Raw genomic sequence first — 16053 nt, forward strand, 5'->3', positions numbered from 1 at the left:
GCCGCGCCCGACACCGCCGCCCCGGCCCGCCGCCACGCCGCCCCCGGCCAAGAAGGCCCCCGCGCCGCGTCCGCCGCGCGAGGAGTCGCTCGACCTCGGCGCCCTCGCCGCCGACCGCCCCAACCGCTCGCCCAACCGCGGGCCCGCGCCCCCCTCCGGCCAGCGCTCCAGCGGTACGGCCGGCCAGACCAGCGGCCCGGTGATCTCGTCGATGTTCGAGCAGGTCTATCCCAACTGGAACGTCTTCGTCGTCTGCGACATGGTCGGCGGCGACGACCTGCGCATCCAGTTCGACGTCACCCTGTCCGCCGACGGCCGCATCACCGACGGTCCGACCCTGGTCGGCGGCCGCGGCAACCAGGTCCAGCAGGCCGCGACGGCCGAGGCGATCCGCGCCCTGCGCGCCACTGCGCCCTTCGACGTCCCCCGGGGCTTCACCGGCGGCCGCTACCGCCCGACCTTCCTGACCGCCCGCGCCTGCAGCGGACGCTAGGAGACCGCGATGCTGGGTCTGATCGCAGCTTTGGTCGTCCTCCTCGGTGGACAGGACGCCGCCGCGCCTGACAAGGGCCCGATCCGCGAGCGGTCTCCTGCTGTGGCTCCGCGTAATCCGTCCGACAATCAAAGGCTTGCTACGGAGGTAGCCGGCATCTTTCACCAAGTGTTTCCTCACTGGCGCCTGCGATGTGACGACTCCGATTTCGTCCGTCAGCGCATCCAGTTCGATGTCACAGTTGATCGGGAAGGGCGCATCGTGTCCGGCCCGACGATGGTCGACCCGCAGGACGATGCTGCCTGGAGGGCAACGGCCGAGAGCGCGCGGCGCGCCCTGATCGCGGCGGCTCCGTTCGACGTGCCTGAAGGATTCGCCGGCGGCCGCTACCGCCCGACATTCAATGCAGCGAGCGCTTGCGCCGCGCGCTGACGACATCTGACGACGCCCGAAAGTCGCCCCAATCGCGGCCATGCTGGCCTTCTGCGACCGGTTCGGCGACAAGGACCGGCGGACGTCTCAATCTGCTGGAGCTCCTGATGCAACTGAACCGACTTCTGGCCGGTGTCGCCCTCGTCGCCATGGCGGCCGGCGCCGCGATGGCCCAGTCGCCCGCGGGTCCGCCCCGTTCGCAGGAACCCGAGGAAGTCATCATCGACCAGGGCGTGCTGCGCCCGTTCCAGATCGCCGTGTCCACCTTCGACGGTCAGAACGGCGCCGACCTGTCGCAGGTGATCCGCGCCGACCTGCGCCGCTCCGGCTATTTCGAGCCGCTCGACCCGGCCAGTTTCGTCGAGACCGGCCTGACCCTCGCCAACGCCCCCAACTTCCCGCAGTGGACCTCGATCGGGGCCCAGGCGGTGCTGTACGGCTCGGTGACGCCCCGGCCCGATGGCCGCAACGACTTCGGCTTCCGCCTGTACGACCCCTATCGCCAGTGCCAGCTGGCCTCCTACCGCTTCACCGCCACGCCCGAGCAGTGGCGCCGCATCGGCCACAAGATCGCCGACCTCGTCTATCAGCGCATGACCGGCGAGAGCGGCCTGTTCGACAGCCGCGTGCTGTTCGTCTCCGAAAGCGGCACCCAGCTGAACCGCCTCTCGCGCCTCGCCATCTCGGACCAGGACGGCTTCAACCCCGTCTACCTGACCCAGGGCGACGAGATCATCATGTCGCCGCGCTTCTCGCTGAACAATCCGAACGAGATCACCTACGTCGCGCTGGGCAAGGACTACAGCCGCATCTACCTGTTCAACCTGTCGACCGGCCGGCGCGAGTCGCTGGGGGAATTCGACGGCCAGGTGCTGGCCCCGCGCTTCTCGAACGACGGCTCGAAGATGGCCTTCTCGATCATCCGCGGCGGCAACACCGACGTCTATGCGATGGACCTCGCCAGCCGTCAGGTGCGCCGCCTGACCAATGACCCGAGCATCGACACCTCGCCGTCCTTCAGCCCCGACAACAGCCAGATCGTCTTCACCTCCGACCGGTCCGGCTCGGCCCGCCTCTATGTCATGCAGGCCGACGGCTCGGGCCAGCGGCCGATCTCGCGTGGCGGCGGCCTCTACACCGCCCCCAACTGGAGCCCGCGCGGCGACCTGATCGCCTTCACCAAACAGGGCGGCGGCCGCTTCTCGACCGGCGTGATGAAGCCCGACGGCACCGGCGAGCGCATCCTGTCGTCCAGCTATTTCGAGGAGGGCCCGTCCTGGGCGCCCAACGGCCGCTACATCATGTTCGCGCGCCAGAGCCCGGGCGGCGACACCCGGCTGTGGACCGTCGACCTGTCCGGCCGGGTGGTCAGCCAGGCCGGCTACAACGGCCGCGGCTCCGATCCGGCCTGGTCGCCGCTGCTCGACGAACAGCCCTCCAACCTCGGCGCCGGCGGCCCCGACAGCTGTTCCACCTGAGGCCCGTACGGAGCCTCCGGGCTCAATTCCGCGTTATCGCGACTGGTGAAACCACTGGCGCGACAGTAACCCCGATTATAGCCAAGCTGGAGGCCGAGGCCTCGCACCAAGGAGACGACCGATGATGAAGACCTCGACCCTCTTGCGCCTCGCCGCCGTCGGCGTGGCCGTCACCGCCATCGCCGCCTGCACCCCGCGCCGTCCGGTCGATAGCGCCGCCGGCGAGGCCCCGCCGCCCGTCAGCGGCCCGCAGTATCCGACCGCCCCGACCGGCCCCGTCGATGGCGGCAACCTCGGCGCCGGCGCGCCCGGCTCGGAACAGGATTTCGTCGTCAACGTCGGCGACCGCATCTATTTCGACCTCGACAGCTATGAGGTCCGCCCCGACGCCTATCCGCGCCTCGACGCCCAGGTCGCCTGGCTGCAGCGCTATCCGCAGGTGACGGTGCGGATCGAGGGCAATGCCGACGAACGCGGCACGCGCGAATACAACCTCGCCCTCGGCGCCCGCCGCGCCGAATCGGTGCGCAGCTATCTGGTCAGCCGGGGCGTCCCGGCCGCCCGCATCGACACCATCAGCTACGGCAAGGAACGGCCGATCGCGGCCGGCTCCAGCGAAGAGTCGTGGGCCCGCAACCGCAACGCCCACACCGCCATCGTCAGCGGCGCGACGCGCTGATCCGGCCGCGGCCTTGAACGTCAGAAGGGGCGGCCGGTCACCGGCCGCCCCTTTCCTTTTGACCGCCCCGCCGACGCACGGCTAAATCCCGGCCATACAGTCGGGGGACGGACATGGTGGACATCGACGCGGCGGGCGGCGCGGCCTCGGCCGGCATCCTCGCGGGGGCCATCGAGCGGCCGACCGGCCACGCCGGCGACGCCGAGGGCAATTGCACCGACTGCGGCCAGCCGGTCGACGGCCGGTTCTGCGCCAACTGCGGCCAGCCGACCCATGTCCACCGCTCCCTGCTGCATCTTGGCGAAGAGATGCTGCACGGCGTGCTGCATTTCGACGCCCGCATCTGGCGCACCCTGCCGCTGCTGGCGATCAATCCCGGCCGCCTGACCCGCGAATGGGTCCAGGGCCGCCGCACCCGCTACGTCTCGCCGCTGGCGATGTTCCTGTTCACCGTCTTTTTGATGTTCTTCGCCTTCAGCTTCACCGGCGGGCTGGAGCCGACCGTCAACACCACCCCCATGACGCCCGCCGCCCGGGCCGAGGCGATCAAGGATCTCGAGGAAGCCCGGGCCGAACTGGCGGCGGCGCGGGAGGCCGCCGCGGGCACGCCCGGCGCCGCGGGACTGGAAATCGGCGAGCGCGCCCAGGAGAATGCGATCAGCGTCATGGAGGCCCAGCTCGGCCAGACCCCGTCGGTCGCCGCTCGGCCCGATGGCCTGACCCCGGGCAGCTGGCAAGCCCAGGTCCATGACAACGCGGCCTCCGGTCACCTGAAGGTCAACCTGGGCAATGAGGCGCTCAACAAGAAGATCACCAAGAAGCTGCTCAACCCGGACCTCGCCCTCTACAAGATCCAGCAGACGGCCTATAAATTCAGCTTCCTGCTGATCCCCATCTCCATCCCCTTCGTGGCGCTGCTGTTCCTGTGGCGGCGGGGGTTCACCCTTTATGACCACGGCGTCTTCGTCCTCTATTCGCTGACGGCGATGTCGATCCTGGCCATGTTCATCTCCATCCTTGGCCCGCTGTGGAGCGGCTTCGCCGTGGTCGGCTCCCTGCTGGTCACCTTCGGCGTGCCGGTGCACATGTTCGCCCAGCTGAAGGGCGCCTACGGCCTGTCGTGGTTCTCCGCCGCCTGGCGCACCCTGTTCCTGCTGCTGTTCTGCATCTTCGCCTTCACCTTGTTCCTTCTGGCCATCATCGCCCTCGGGCTCACGGGGTGACGCCTTGCGGCGGCCGCAAATCGGTGGGACGAAAACAACCATGCTCAAGCTCCCTCCCGCCCTGCGGTCCCGCAACGCCCTCGTCACCGCCCTCGGCGTCGTCCTGATCGCCGGCACGACCACGGTCGTGGCCCAGACCGCGCCCCTCGAGCCGATCCAGTGGGACAAGCGCCGGCTGGAACAGCTGGACCGCAACGTCCGCCGTCTCGAGCGCGCCGTGACCCAGCGCAACGCCGCCGGTCAGCCGGTGCTGGTCGAGCCCGACCCAGAGGTCGTCGCCCTGACCGGCCGGGTCGGCATCATGGACCGCCGCCTCAACGACCTCGAGGCGACCCTGCAACGGGTCAATGGCGACCTCGAACGGATCACCTTCCAGCTGGACGAGGCGACCCGCGACAACGCCGCCCTCGGAACCCGCCTCCGCGACGCCGAGGGCCGGCTCCAGGCTTTCGAATCCGCCGCCGAGCGCGAGGCCGAGCTGAACGGCCCGATCAGTTCGACCTCGCCGACCGGCGACGCCGCTCGCGACCTCGCCGCCGCCGTCCGTCTGGCCGCCTCTGATCCGGCGCTCGGCGACCGCGCCCTGCAGACCGTGGCCCTCGCCTGGCCAGACACGCCCCAGGCGCGCGAGGCCAACGCCCGGCTCGGCGACCTGCGCGTCTCGGCCGGCGACCAGGCCGGCGCCGTGGCCTTCTACGCCGCCGCCCTGCAGGGCTGGCCGACCGCCCCCTGGGCCGGCGCCACCGTGCTGGAGCTGGCCACGGCCCTCAATGCCTCCGATCGCAAGACCCAGGCCTGCACCGCCCTGGGCGAGTTCGACCGCCGCTACGCCGAGGCCGGAAGCGCCGCCCTGCGCACCCGCGCCGCCGGCCTGCGCACCCGCTTCGCCTGTCCGGCCCGGAGAGCGGGCTGAGTCCGACCGGCCCCGCCTGGCTCGACCGGGTTCGCGAACGGCTGACCGCCCGGCTTGAGCCAGACAGCGACCGGCCCCTCGCCCTCGCCCTGTCCGGCGGCGGCGACTCCGTCGCCCTGCTGGCCGTCGCCGCCGGCTGGGCCCGCGACCACGGCCGCCCGCTGCTGGCCCTGACCGTCGACCACCGCCTCAACTCCGACAGCCCGCGCTGGAGCGCCCTGGCCCGCGACGCCGCCCATGCCTCCGGCGCCGACTGGCGCGGCCTGACATGGGAGGGGCCAAAGCCCGCGACGGGCCTGCCCGCCGCCGCCCGCGCCGCCCGTCACCGCCTGATCGCCGACGCCGCCCGCGCCGCCGGGGCCCGCGTCGTCCTGTTCGCCCACACCGCCGGCGACATCGCCGAGGCGGACTGGATGCGCGCCGAAGGCTCGACCCTCGGTCAGGTCCGCGACTGGTCTCCCTCGCCGGCCTGGCCGGAGGGCAGGGGGCTGATGCTGCTGCGCCCGATCCTGGATGTGGGACGGAGCGAACTGCGGGCGTGGCTCGTCGCCCGCGGGCTGCACTGGATCGATGACCCGGCGAATGAGGATCCGAAATTCGCCCGGTCACGCGCGAGAGCTTCCCTTCTCCCAATGGGAGAAGGAGGGGCCCACGCCGCCAGGCGTGGGAGGATGAGGGGTTCCGGTGCGAGCCATCCTGGCGCCGTACCCCCTCACCCTCCCACTCGCCGTTCGGCGAGCGGGCCCCACCCTCTCCCGATGGGAGAGGGGACATGGACCCTCGACCGCGCCCTCTCCGCCCACACCCTCGCCGCGGCCCTCGTCTGCGCCGGCGGCGGCGACCGCCCGCCGCGCGGCGACCGCCTCCAGCACCTGCTGACCCGGCTCCGGACCGGCGAAACCTTCACCGCCGCCCTCTGCGGCGCCCGGATCGAGGCTTCCCCCGATCAAGTCCTCGTGACCCGCGAGGCGGGGGAGTTCACCCGCCGCCCGCTTCCGCCCCTGTCGCTGCCGCCCGGCGAGGAAACCGTCTGGGACGGCCGCTGGGCCCTGACCGCCGCCGCGCCGGGCTGGCGCGTCGTCCCCGCCGCCGGGCGTATGGCCACGCTGCCAAAGGCCGACCGCGCCCGGCTCGACGCCCTTCCCCGCGCCGCGCGGGGCGGCGTCCCTGTGCTGATCCGGGACGGCGTGACCGCCCCGGTTCTTGCAGGCGACGACGTCAAGGCGCGGTCGCTGGTCGAGGAGAGACTGGCGCTCGCGCTGGACCGAATGACGCATGAGACGCACCTGGAGTCGCGCGCGCATGGCGCAACGCTCCGGAACCCCCTATTTTCTGACGCTGACATCATCGAATAGCGGAGCGCCTCGCGCTTCCAGGGATCGAGACAAGAATGAACCTTCGCAATCTGGCCATCATGGGCGCGGTCATCCTGGGGGCCCTGGCCTTCTATGTGGCGGTCGACCGCGGCGGCGCCATCGCCACCCCCGGACAGCCGGCCGCCGCCGCCGCCAAGCCTGAGCCGATGAGCTATTCCGAGCTCATCCGCGCCCGCGACGCCGCGGCCATCGCCACGGTCGAGGTCCGCAACGAGACCCTGCTGGTCCAGACCAGGGACGAAAAGCGGTTCACCGTCGTCACCCCGGTGCCCAACGGCGACCTGATCGAGAGCCTGCAGGCCTCGGGCGCCCAGATCGACGTCAAGAACACGCGCCAGTCGATCTGGGTCAGCGCCCTGATCGGCCTGCTGCCCTTCGTCCTGATCATCGGCCTGTGGATCCTGATCATGCGTCAGATGCAGGGGGGCGCCCGCGGGGCCATGGGCTTCGGCAAGTCCAAGGCCAAGCTGCTGACCGAGCACAAGGGCCGCAAGACCTTCGACGACGTCGCCGGCGTGGACGAGGCCAAGGAAGAGCTGCAGGAGGTCGTCGACTTCCTCAAGGATCCGGGCAAGTTCCAGAAACTGGGCGGCAAGATTCCCAAGGGCGCCCTGCTGGTGGGCCCTCCCGGCACCGGCAAGACCCTGCTGGCCCGCGCCGTCGCGGGCGAGGCCGGCGTGCCCTTCTTCTCCATCTCCGGCTCCGACTTCGTCGAGATGTTCGTCGGCGTCGGCGCCAGTCGCGTCCGCGACATGTTCGAACAGGCCAAGAAGAACGCCCCCTGCATCATCTTCATCGACGAGATCGACGCCGTCGGTCGTCACCGCGGCGCCGGCCTCGGCGGCGGCAATGACGAGCGCGAACAGACCCTCAACCAGCTGCTGGTCGAGATGGACGGCTTCGAGGCCAATGAGGGCATCATCCTGATCGCCGCCACCAACCGCCCCGACGTGCTGGACCCGGCCCTGCTGCGGCCCGGTCGCTTCGACCGTCAGGTCGTGGTGCCCAATCCCGACGTCAACGGCCGCGAGAAGATCCTGCGCGTCCACATGAAGGACGTGCCCCTCGCGTCGGACGTCATGGTCAAGACCATCGCCCGCGGCACCCCCGGCTTCTCCGGCGCCGACCTGGCCAATCTGGTCAATGAGGCGGCCCTGATGGCGGCGCGCAAGGACCGTCGCATGGTCACCCAGCGCGACTTCGAGGACGCCAAGGACAAGGTGATGATGGGCGCCGAGCGCAAATCCATGGCCATGAACGAGGAAGAGCGCCGCCTGACCGCCTACCACGAGGGCGGCCACGCCATCGTCGCCATGAACGTCAAGATGGCCGACCCGGTGCACAAGGCGACCATCGTCCCGCGAGGCCAGGCCCTCGGCATGGTCATGCAGCTGCCGGAAGGCGACCGCTATTCGATGAAGTACCAGCAGATGGTCGACCGCATCGCCATCATGGCCGGCGGCCGCGTGGCCGAGGAGCTGATCTTCGGCAAGGAGAACATCACCTCGGGCGCCAGCTCCGACATCCAGCAGGCCTCGAAACTGGCCCGCCGGATGGTCACCCAGTGGGGCTTCTCCGACATCCTCGGCACTGTCGCCTATGGCGAGAACGAGCAGGAGGTCTTCCTCGGCCACTCGGTCGCGCGCAGCCAGAACGTCTCGGAAGAGACGGCCCGGATCATCGATTCCGAGGTCAAGCGCATCGTCGGCGCCGGCTGGGACGAGGCCCGCCAGATCCTGACCGACAAGGCCGCCGATCTGGAGACCCTGGCCCAGGCCCTGCTCGAATACGAGACCCTGTCCGGTCAGGAGATCAAGGACCTGCTGGAGAAGGGCGTCGCCCCCAACCGCGACGAGAGCAACTTCCCCAACGCCGGCCCCTCGGTCTCCGTGCCGATCACCCCGGTCTCCGAAGGCGTCACCGTCGAACAGCCGACGGTGCACTAAACGATCGTGTCCCTTCTCCCCTCCGGGGGAGAAGGTGGCCCGGAGGGCCGGATGAGAGGGGGAGGCCCGCTCCGGACCCCCTGCGAGCCGGCCTGCCTCCCACATCCCCCTCATCCGAGCGGCTTCGCCGCCCACCTTCTCCCCCGGAGGGGAGAAGGAAGAGGACGCGCGACCCGCCCATGACGCTGTGCTTACAATCCGCGAATCTATAGTCTGGTTATCAAAATATTCGTCAGCATAATCAGCGAAATAAACTTTTCTCGATCTGTTTTGTCTGTACGAGGGCCAGCCTCCCGTACAATAGCCCTGTCCCGTCGCTAGGGAGGCTCGCTCGGCCGGCGAACCGAAGCGGCGGCGGGAGTGGATGGAGCGGGCCGCAGCGACCTTTCGGGGGCGTGTGCGGAGGTCGAGCCGGGTGCGAAGCCGGACGACCCAGGGGCGGGGAGGAGTACCCGTCCGGTCCGGGAGGTGGTCGCCGCCACCCCCGCCCGCGGCGCGCAGAAGGGCCACTCGATAAGAGCGAGCCCCACGGCCCGTGCGCAGTCGAAAACCATTCACGCGGAGCGTTCGTCTTCTGCCGAAACGCATCTCTACCCCACGGTCTCCGGGCAGAAGCCCGGGCGCTCCGCCCAAGCCTCCCACCCGCCGCGCTGAGCAGTCGGGCCAACAAGTTTGCAATTCAAACAAGTCTGGCGTACATCGACCTCACCAACAGGGGAGAGACCCATGTCCGCCATCGAGCCCGCCCAATCCGACCGCCTGCACGGCCTCGACGCCCTGAGGGGCGGCGCGCTGCTGCTCGGCGTCGTCCTGCACGCCGCCATGAACTACATGCAGCCGCCGATCTGGCTGTTCCCCGACGACCAGAGCTCGCCGGTCGCCTCGGTCCTGTTCTTCGCCATCCACCTGTTCCGGATGACGACCTTCTTCCTGATCGCCGGCCTGTTCGCCCACATGCTGCTCGCCCGGCGCGGGACCGGGGGCTTCATCAAGGACCGGCTCGGCCGCATCGCCAGCCCGCTGTTCGGCCTCTGGTGGGTCGTCTTCCCCGCCTTCATCGCCGTCATCGTGTGGAAGGCGGCGCTCGACAACGGCGGCGTCATCCCCACCGATGGCCCCCCGCCGCCGCCGCTGACGCTCGAGACCTTCCCCCTGCTGCACCTGTGGTTTCTCTGGGTCCTGCTGCTGTTCTACGCCGCCGTCCTGCTGCTGCGCGCGCCCTTCGCCGCCCTCGATCGCGACGGCGCTGTCGGCAGCGTCCTCGACCGCCTGACCGGCGCCCTGATCGGCCCGTGGACGCCCGCCGTCATGGCCGCGCCCCTCGCCCTCGCCCTGTGGTTCACGCCCGACTGGTTCGCCTTCTTCGGCATCCCGACGCCGGACAAGGGCTTCGTCCCCAACATCGCCGCCGTCGCCGCCTTCGGAACCGCCTTCGCCGTCGGCATTCTGCTCGACCGCCGCCGCGACCTGCTGGGCCGGATCGAGCGCCTGTGGCCGGTCTTCACCGTCATGGCCCTCGGTTCGGGCGCCGGAGCCCTCGTTCTGGCCGGCGGCCCCGTCCCGACCATGGCGCCGCTGACCGATCCGTCGCTCAAGGCCGGGACGGCCTGCGTCTACGCCTTCGCCGTCTTCGCCTCGACCTTCGCCCTGACGGCGCTCGCCCTGCGCTTCCTGTCCGGCTACAGCGCCGTGCGCCGCTACCTCGCCGACGCCTCCTACTGGATCTACATCATCCACCTGCCGCTGGTCATGGTCGGCCAGGTGCTGATGCTGGACGCGCCCCTGCCGTGGTGGGGCAAGCTGGGCGGCGTCGTCCTCGGCGTCATGGCCGTGTCCCTGCTCAGCTACGAACTGCTGGTCCGCCACACCTTCATCGGCAAGGGGCTGAACGGTCGCCGCATCCCGTGGCGCCGCCGTCCCGAACCCGTCCCGGCCCCCGCCGAATAGCTTGCCAAGCCAGACCGGCTCGTCCACCCAAACGGGACGAGCCGGTTCCGGAGAATCGCACCCATGCCTGCAAAGCCCCGCCCGCATTCCCCCGAGGACGACCTCGCCTTCATGCGCTCGATCGTGGAGGGCGGCCGTCCCCAGCTGACGCTCGGCGTGGCCTATCTCGCCGGCGGCCTGCTCTACGGCCTGCAGTGTCTGTTCCATGTCGGCCAGAGCACCGGCGTCATCCGCTGGCCCGACCTCGCCAACCTCGCCTTCGTCGTCCTGATCACCGGCAGCTTCTGCGCCGTTCTGACCTGGGCGGTTCTCAAGGATCGCCGGGACGGCATGGACGCCGCCCGCGGGCCGATGGCCGGTCGCGCCCTCAACGCCGCCTTCAGCGCCTCGGGCATGGCCAATCTGGCGGTCATCCTGATCTTCGGCTTCGGCGCCGCCCGCGACGGGGACTTCGCCATCTGGCTCTATTATCCGGCGGTCATCTTCGCCCTTCAGGCGGCCGCCTGGTACGTCGCCTTCAGTCTCAAGCGCAAGCCGTGGATGCTCGCCTGCTCGGTCGGCGGCTGGTTCACGGCCGTGGCCCTCGGCCTGCTGGTGCGCCAGCCCGACTGGTATCTCGCCGTCTGCACGGTCGCCCTGTTCGCCCTGTTCGCCCTGCCGGGCTGGATCATGGTGCGCGACGCCCGGGCCGCCCGGACGCGGGGCTGAGCGACCATGGGCCTGGCCGATCTCGGACGCATCGACGAGGTCATCCACGGCCGCATGCGGCTGGGGATCATGGTCTATCTGGCCGATGTCGAGGCCGCCGACTTCACCGAGCTCAAGACCGTGCTCGAGGCCACCCAGGGCAACCTCTCGGTCCACCTCAAGAAGCTGGAGGAGGCCGGCTACGTCGCCATCGCCAAGAGCTTCGTCAACAACAAGCCCCTGACCCGCGTCTCCATCACCCTCGCCGGCCGCAAGGCCTTCGCCGCCTACCTCGAGGCCATCGGCGCCCTGATCGGGGGCAAGGACTGATGGCCGCCCCCCGCGTCATGGGCATCGTCAACGTCACCCCGGACAGCTTCTCCGACGGCGGCCGGCTGGCTTCGGTCGAGGCCGCCGTCGCCCACGGCCTGCGGCTGATCGAACAGGGCGCCGACCTCCTCGACATCGGCGGCGAAAGCACCCGGCCGGGCGCCGATCCCGTCGACGCGGCCGACGAGACCGCCCGCGTCGTCCCCGTCATCGCGGGCCTGCGCGCACGCTGGCCCGGGTCCATCAGCGTCGACACCATGAAGCCCGCCGTCGCCCGCGCCGCCGTCGCCGCCGGGGCGACGATGTGGAACGACGTCGCCGCCCTCGGCTTCGCGCCTGACGGTCTGGCGACCGCCGTCGACCTCGGCTGCGACGTCGTCCTGATGCACATGAAGGGCGAGCCGCGCACCATGCAGGCGGCGCCGCACTATGACGACGTGGTCGCCGAGGTCACCGACTGGCTCCTCGCCCGCGCCGACGCCGCCTTGGCCGCCGGCGTGGCCCGCGAGCGGATCTGGCTCGACCCCGGCCTCGGCTTCGGCAAGACGGCGCAGCACAACCTCGCCCTGACCGCCCATCTCGACCGGCTGGTCTCGACCGGCTTCCCGGTCCTCTACGGAGCCAGCCGCAAGCGCACCATCCAGGCCGTCGACTCGACCGCGACCGACCCCGCCGACCGCCTCGGCGGCTCGCTGGCCCTGGCGCTGGAGGCGGCGCGGCGCGGCGCCGCCATCCTGCGCGTCCACGACGTGCGCGAGACCGTCCAGGCGCTGGCGCTGCAGGCCGCCGTCACCGGGGCGGAACGCGACCGATGAACCTGCTCGCCGGCCCCTACATCGCCCCCATCGTCCTGCTCGCCCTGTCGAACGTCTTCATGACCTTCGCCTGGTACGGCCATCTGAAATACGGCTCGAAGCCCCTGACCATCGTCATCCTGGTCAGCTGGGGCATCGCCTTCTTCGAATACTGCCTCGCCGTGCCCGCCAACCGCATCGGCCATCAGGTCTATTCCGCCGCCGAGCTGAAGACGATGCAGGAGGTCATCACCCTGGTCGTCTTCGCCGCCTTTTCGGTGCTGTATCTCGGCGAGAAGCTGACCCTCAACCACGCCGTCGGCTTCGCCTTCATCGCCCTCGGCGCCTGGTTCATCTTCCGCGGCCCGCTGGGCGGCTGACCCCCATGTTCCGTCGCCCGTCCCCGACTTCGCCCTTGCCGGAACCGCCCGGATTGGCCATCCCCTCGCCATGACCTCGCCCCGCGGACGCGTCCTGATCATCGCCGGCTCCGACTCCGGCGGCGGCGCCGGCATCCAGGCCGACATCAAGGCCGTGACGGCCATGGGCGGTTACGCCGCCACCGCCATCACCGCCATCACGGTGCAGAACACCCTCGGCGTCCACGGCGTCCACCCGCTGCCGCTGGACCTGATCGAGGCCCAGGCCCGGGCCGTGCTGGACGACATCGGCGCCGACGCCATCAAGACCGGCATGCTCGGCGCCACCGACGTCGTCGAGCGCGTCGCCGCCCTCCTCGACAGCTGCGCCGCCCCCGCCGTGGTCGATCCGGTGATGATCGCCAAGGGCGGCTCGCCCCTGCTGCCCGACGAGGCGGTGCAGGCGGTGGGCAGCCTGATGATCCCGCGCGCCGCCCTGCTGACCCCCAACGCCCCCGAGGCCGAGGCCCTGACCGGCCTGACGGTGGTCGATCTGGACGGCCAGCGGCGCGCCGGCGCCTTCCTGCTCGGCATGGGCGCGGCCGCCGTGCTGATGAAGGGCGGCCACATCGCCGGCGACACGGTCATCGACGTGCTCGTCACTCCGTCGGGCGAGACCCTGCTGGAAGGCCCCCGCGTCGAGACCCGCCACACCCACGGCACCGGCTGCACCCTCGCCAGCGCCTGCGCCGCCGGCCTGGCCAAAGGCCTGCCGCTGGAAGCCGCGGTCGCCGAAGCCTGGGCCTATGTCGCCGAAGCCATCCGCCGCGCGCCGGGTCTGGGGCAGGGGCATGGCCCGCTCGACCACGGCTGGCCGCTGAGGGACGCGACGTGAGCGATCTCGAAGCCCGCCTCGTCGACATCGTCCGCGCTGACCCGGGCCTGATGCACGTCCTGACCACCGTCCGCGGCCTCGGCCTGAACGACTGGCGGATCTTCTCCGGCGCCGTCTATCAGTCGGTCTGGAACCACATCACCGGCCGGCCCGCCGGCTACGGCATCCGCGACTACGACCTCGGCTATTTCGATCCGGATATGTCGTGGGACGCAGAAGACGCCGTCATCCGGCGCGTCGCCGCCGCCTTCGAGCCGCCGTTCCGCGACATGGTCGAGGTCCGCAACCAGGCCCGCGTCCACCTGTGGTTCGAGGGCAGGTTCGGCGAACCCTATGAGGCCCTGACCGGCACGGACGAGGCCCTCGCCCGCTTCGTCGCCCCCGCCTTCGCGGTCGGCATCCGGCTCGAGCCCGACGACACGATCAGCGTCGCGGCCCCGTTCGGACTCGAAGACGTGTTCGCGCTCACAATTCGGCCAAATCCGCATCGTCCTCTTGCGAACGGATGGGACAGGGCGGTCGCCAAGGCGACGGCGCGGTGGCCCGACTTGAAGGTGGTCAGATGATTCTGCTGTCTCTCCTGGCGAGCGCTCTTCTCGGTCAGGCTGCTCCGACCGGCTGTGTACAGCCCGACGCCGCCATGCTGGCCCTTCCGCTGCAGGAATTCGACCAGACTCCCGCGGGATGGCGCTCGCTTGATGCCGAGGGTTGCGAAGCGGTCGGCGCCGAGGCCATCGCGCGCTACCGCGAGGTCAACCGCGATATGCTGGCGAATGAGGACATCGGAACCCTCATCTGGCACGAGGGGCAGTTGCGCGCCGCCGCCGGGCAGACGGATGAGGCCATCACCCTGATGCTCGAGGGCCGAAACGGAGAGTCCGAAGCCACTCAGCCCTATGTCGATGCGACGGTGGCCTTCCTGCGGCGGGATCGAGAGGCCTTGCTGGCCGCTCGTGAGAGGCTGCTCGACCTGCCCGTTCCCGACTATTTCGCCGTGGCGGCCGAACGGTACCGGGTCAACTATCCAGACCTCCCCCCGCTTGTCTGGCCGCTCAACCTCGACAAGGTCGACGGGTTCATAGCCTGTTTCGACCGGCCCTATCGGGACGCCTACAACTGTGATCCGGAGGGCAATGCGCCGTGAGACAGTGGACCGTCGACGCCTTCGCCGCCGCCCCGTTCAGGGGCAACCCCGCCTGCGTCGTAGAACCCTTCGACCAGTGGCCCGAAGACGACTGGATGCAGTCGCTGGCGAAGGAGAACAACCAGGCCGAGACCGCCTTCCTGCTTCGCACGGCTGACCCCGCCCGGTTCGGCCTGCGCTGGTTCACCCCGGGACGCGAGGTCGATCTGTGCGGCCACGCCACCCTCGGTTCGGCCCATGTGCTGATCGCCGAGCTCGGCGCCGACGCCCCCGCCCTGACCTTCGACACCCGCTCCGGCCCGCTGATCGTGCGTCGTGCGGAGGACGGCTATGAGATGGACTTCCCCGCCGACCCGCCGCGCCGCACCGGCCCGGTCGCCGGTCTGGCCGAGGCGCTGGGCGTCGAGCCCCTTGAGGTCTGGGCCGGGCGCTATCTGGTGGCGGTGCTCGCCGACGCGGAGACGGTGCGGACGCTTCAGCCGGACATCGCCGCCCTCGCGGGCCTGCAGGGTGAGGCCGGGGAGGCCGGGGAGGTCATCGTCTGCGCCGACGCCGATCCCGGCGACGAAGTCGATGTCATCGACCGCTTCTTCGCCCCGGGCTGCGGCGTCGACGAGGATCCGGCCACCGGTTCGGCCCACTGCATCCTCGGCCCGCTCTACGCCGACCGGCTTGGCCGCGCGGGGGTCCGCTTCCGCCAGGTGTTCCCCGGCCGCGGCGGCGATATCGAGACCGAGACGCGCGGCGACCGGGTCCTGCTGCGGGGACGGGCCGTCACGGTCATCGAGAGCCGTCTGCGCCTGACGCCATAGAAAAGGGGCGCCGTCCGCATGGACGACGCCCCTCGGCCTTCCGGGGAGGAAGCTCAGGCTCAGCGACGACGGTTGTCGTTGTCGCGACGTTCGGCCCGCACCTGGATGGCCAGGCGATCATAGCGGCGATCCAGATCGCTGCGCTCCCAGCGGGTCAGGCCGCCGCGCAGATAGTTGCGCTCCAGCCGGACCAGGCTGTTCAGCTCCGTCTTGAGCCGCGTGGCCTCGCGGCGGCTCAATGACCCGTTGCGCTGGCCGACGTCGATGCGGCGGTCCAGCTGATATTTGCGATTGCTGATCGACTGCCAGCCGCCGTGGTTCTGCTCATAGCGGTCGCCGCGGTCATGGCGATCATGGTTCTGGGCCACAGCGGGAACCGCGACGGACGCCGCAGCGATGGCCAGAAGGGGGATGAGGGCTTTCTTCATCATCGGTCTTGTCCTTCGCGTTCGACGCGGCCGGGCTGGCTGCGTTGACCTGAGAACAGCAGCCTCCGCCTGAGCCGTGACTGAACGGCTTGTGTCAGCTTGCGTTCATGTCGATGA

At 70.4% G+C, this 16053-nt stretch carries 17 protein-coding genes and 2 pseudogenes; 18 read left to right on the forward strand and 1 reads right to left on the reverse strand.

Annotation, left to right across the window (positions count from 1 at the left end):
- The 18 genes and pseudogenes from ACK4JY_RS13785 to ACK4JY_RS13870 all read left to right on the forward strand — a co-directional run.
- Positions 1–493, forward strand: a pseudogene (locus tag ACK4JY_RS13785) (hypothetical protein); the annotation flags it as partial.
- Positions 494–502: 9 nt separating this feature from the next.
- Positions 503–925, forward strand: a complete 423-nt coding sequence (locus tag ACK4JY_RS13790) for a hypothetical protein (protein WP_409606648.1) — start codon at positions 503–505, stop codon at positions 923–925.
- Between the two features lie 107 nt (positions 926–1032).
- Positions 1033–2403 carry a Tol-Pal system beta propeller repeat protein TolB gene (tolB, locus tag ACK4JY_RS13795; protein WP_409606650.1) on the forward strand — a complete coding sequence of 457 codons (1371 nt, stop codon included), beginning with the start codon at positions 1033–1035 and terminating at the stop codon, positions 2401–2403.
- A 124-nt stretch (positions 2404–2527) separates the two neighbouring features.
- The gene (gene pal / locus ACK4JY_RS13800) at positions 2528–3082 is read left to right on the forward strand and encodes a peptidoglycan-associated lipoprotein Pal (protein WP_409606712.1); all 555 of its coding nucleotides are present in this window, start codon (positions 2528–2530) and stop codon (positions 3080–3082) included.
- 113 nt (positions 3083–3195) lie between these two features.
- The gene (locus ACK4JY_RS13805) at positions 3196–4305 is read left to right on the forward strand and encodes a DUF3667 domain-containing protein (protein ID WP_409606652.1); all 1110 of its coding nucleotides are present in this window, start codon (positions 3196–3198) and stop codon (positions 4303–4305) included.
- 40 nt (positions 4306–4345) lie between these two features.
- A complete protein-coding gene (locus tag ACK4JY_RS13810; RefSeq protein WP_409606654.1) occupies positions 4346–5218 on the forward strand; it encodes a tetratricopeptide repeat protein in 873 nt (290 codons plus the stop codon).
- Between the two features lie 119 nt (positions 5219–5337).
- Positions 5338–5790, forward strand: a pseudogene (locus ACK4JY_RS13815) (ATP-binding protein); the annotation flags it as partial.
- 186 nt (positions 5791–5976) lie between these two features.
- On the forward strand, positions 5977–6573 hold the full coding sequence (locus ACK4JY_RS13820) for a hypothetical protein (RefSeq protein WP_409606657.1): 597 nt from the start codon (positions 5977–5979) through the stop codon (positions 6571–6573).
- Positions 6574–6608: 35 nt separating this feature from the next.
- A complete protein-coding gene (ftsH, locus tag ACK4JY_RS13825; RefSeq protein WP_409606659.1) occupies positions 6609–8540 on the forward strand; it encodes an ATP-dependent zinc metalloprotease FtsH in 1932 nt (643 codons plus the stop codon).
- Between the two features lie 726 nt (positions 8541–9266).
- On the forward strand, positions 9267–10487 hold the full coding sequence (locus tag ACK4JY_RS13830; RefSeq protein ID WP_409606661.1) for an acyltransferase family protein: 1221 nt from the start codon (positions 9267–9269) through the stop codon (positions 10485–10487).
- 63 nt (positions 10488–10550) lie between these two features.
- Positions 10551–11195: a hypothetical protein gene (locus tag ACK4JY_RS13835; protein ID WP_409606663.1), complete on the forward strand. Its 645-nt coding sequence runs from the start codon at positions 10551–10553 to the stop codon at positions 11193–11195.
- A 6-nt stretch (positions 11196–11201) separates the two neighbouring features.
- Positions 11202–11504 carry a winged helix-turn-helix domain-containing protein gene (locus tag ACK4JY_RS13840; RefSeq protein ID WP_409606665.1) on the forward strand — a complete coding sequence of 101 codons (303 nt, stop codon included), beginning with the start codon at positions 11202–11204 and terminating at the stop codon, positions 11502–11504.
- Positions 11504–12319 (forward strand): dihydropteroate synthase, encoded by an 816-nt coding sequence (gene folP / locus ACK4JY_RS13845; protein WP_409606667.1) that lies wholly within the window; start codon positions 11504–11506, stop codon positions 12317–12319. The genes ACK4JY_RS13840 and folP overlap by 1 nt, the downstream gene beginning before the upstream one ends.
- Complete coding sequence (locus tag ACK4JY_RS13850; RefSeq protein WP_409606669.1) at positions 12316–12678, forward strand: DMT family protein; 363 nt, start codon at positions 12316–12318, stop codon at positions 12676–12678. Before folP ends, ACK4JY_RS13850 begins: the two co-directional genes overlap by 4 nt.
- 70 nt (positions 12679–12748) lie before the next feature.
- Positions 12749–13552 (forward strand): bifunctional hydroxymethylpyrimidine kinase/phosphomethylpyrimidine kinase, encoded by an 804-nt coding sequence (thiD, locus tag ACK4JY_RS13855; RefSeq protein ID WP_409606671.1) that lies wholly within the window; start codon positions 12749–12751, stop codon positions 13550–13552.
- Entirely contained in the window at positions 13549–14118 is a 570-nt protein-coding gene (locus ACK4JY_RS13860) for a nucleotidyltransferase family protein (RefSeq protein WP_409606673.1), read from the forward strand. Before thiD ends, ACK4JY_RS13860 begins: the two co-directional genes overlap by 4 nt.
- Positions 14115–14696 carry a hypothetical protein gene (locus ACK4JY_RS13865; protein WP_409606675.1) on the forward strand — a complete coding sequence of 194 codons (582 nt, stop codon included), beginning with the start codon at positions 14115–14117 and terminating at the stop codon, positions 14694–14696. The genes ACK4JY_RS13860 and ACK4JY_RS13865 overlap by 4 nt, the downstream gene beginning before the upstream one ends.
- Positions 14693–15508, forward strand: a complete 816-nt coding sequence (locus ACK4JY_RS13870; RefSeq protein ID WP_409606677.1) for a PhzF family phenazine biosynthesis protein — start codon at positions 14693–14695, stop codon at positions 15506–15508. The genes ACK4JY_RS13865 and ACK4JY_RS13870 overlap by 4 nt, the downstream gene beginning before the upstream one ends.
- Positions 15509–15567: 59 nt before the next feature.
- Here ACK4JY_RS13870 and ACK4JY_RS13875 read toward each other — a convergent pair whose 3' ends face one another.
- Complete coding sequence (locus tag ACK4JY_RS13875) at positions 15568–15939, reverse strand: hypothetical protein (RefSeq protein ID WP_409606679.1); 372 nt, start codon at positions 15937–15939, stop codon at positions 15568–15570.
- Positions 15940–16053 lie beyond the last annotated feature (114 nt).

The sequence above is a fragment of the Brevundimonas sp. genome (assembly GCF_046295595.1).
Classification (GTDB): domain Bacteria; phylum Pseudomonadota; class Alphaproteobacteria; order Caulobacterales; family Caulobacteraceae; genus Brevundimonas.

Bases quoted from the DNA above. Each gene is read 5' to 3' on its own strand.
- ACK4JY_RS13835 (WP_409606663.1), top strand. From the start codon at position 10,551: ATGCCTGCAAAGCCCCGCCCGCATTCCCCCGAGGACGACCTCGCCTTC.
- ACK4JY_RS13790 (WP_409606648.1), top strand. From the start codon at position 503: ATGCTGGGTCTGATCGCAGCTTTGGTCGTCCTCCTCGGTGGACAGGAC.
- ACK4JY_RS13820 (WP_409606657.1), top strand. From the start codon at position 5,977: ATGGGAGAGGGGACATGGACCCTCGACCGCGCCCTCTCCGCCCACACC.
- ACK4JY_RS13840 (WP_409606665.1), top strand. From the start codon at position 11,202: ATGGGCCTGGCCGATCTCGGACGCATCGACGAGGTCATCCACGGCCGC.
- ACK4JY_RS13805 (WP_409606652.1), top strand. From the start codon at position 3,196: ATGGTGGACATCGACGCGGCGGGCGGCGCGGCCTCGGCCGGCATCCTC.
- pal (WP_409606712.1), top strand. From the start codon at position 2,528: ATGAAGACCTCGACCCTCTTGCGCCTCGCCGCCGTCGGCGTGGCCGTC.
- folP (WP_409606667.1), top strand. From the start codon at position 11,504: ATGGCCGCCCCCCGCGTCATGGGCATCGTCAACGTCACCCCGGACAGC.
- tolB (WP_409606650.1), top strand. From the start codon at position 1,033: ATGCAACTGAACCGACTTCTGGCCGGTGTCGCCCTCGTCGCCATGGCG.
- ACK4JY_RS13865 (WP_409606675.1), top strand. From the start codon at position 14,115: ATGATTCTGCTGTCTCTCCTGGCGAGCGCTCTTCTCGGTCAGGCTGCT.
- thiD (WP_409606671.1), top strand. From the start codon at position 12,749: ATGACCTCGCCCCGCGGACGCGTCCTGATCATCGCCGGCTCCGACTCC.
- ACK4JY_RS13830 (WP_409606661.1), top strand. From the start codon at position 9,267: ATGTCCGCCATCGAGCCCGCCCAATCCGACCGCCTGCACGGCCTCGAC.
- ftsH (WP_409606659.1), top strand. From the start codon at position 6,609: ATGAACCTTCGCAATCTGGCCATCATGGGCGCGGTCATCCTGGGGGCC.
- ACK4JY_RS13875 (WP_409606679.1), bottom strand. From the start codon at position 15,939: ATGATGAAGAAAGCCCTCATCCCCCTTCTGGCCATCGCTGCGGCGTCC.
- ACK4JY_RS13810 (WP_409606654.1), top strand. From the start codon at position 4,346: ATGCTCAAGCTCCCTCCCGCCCTGCGGTCCCGCAACGCCCTCGTCACC.
- ACK4JY_RS13850 (WP_409606669.1), top strand. From the start codon at position 12,316: ATGAACCTGCTCGCCGGCCCCTACATCGCCCCCATCGTCCTGCTCGCC.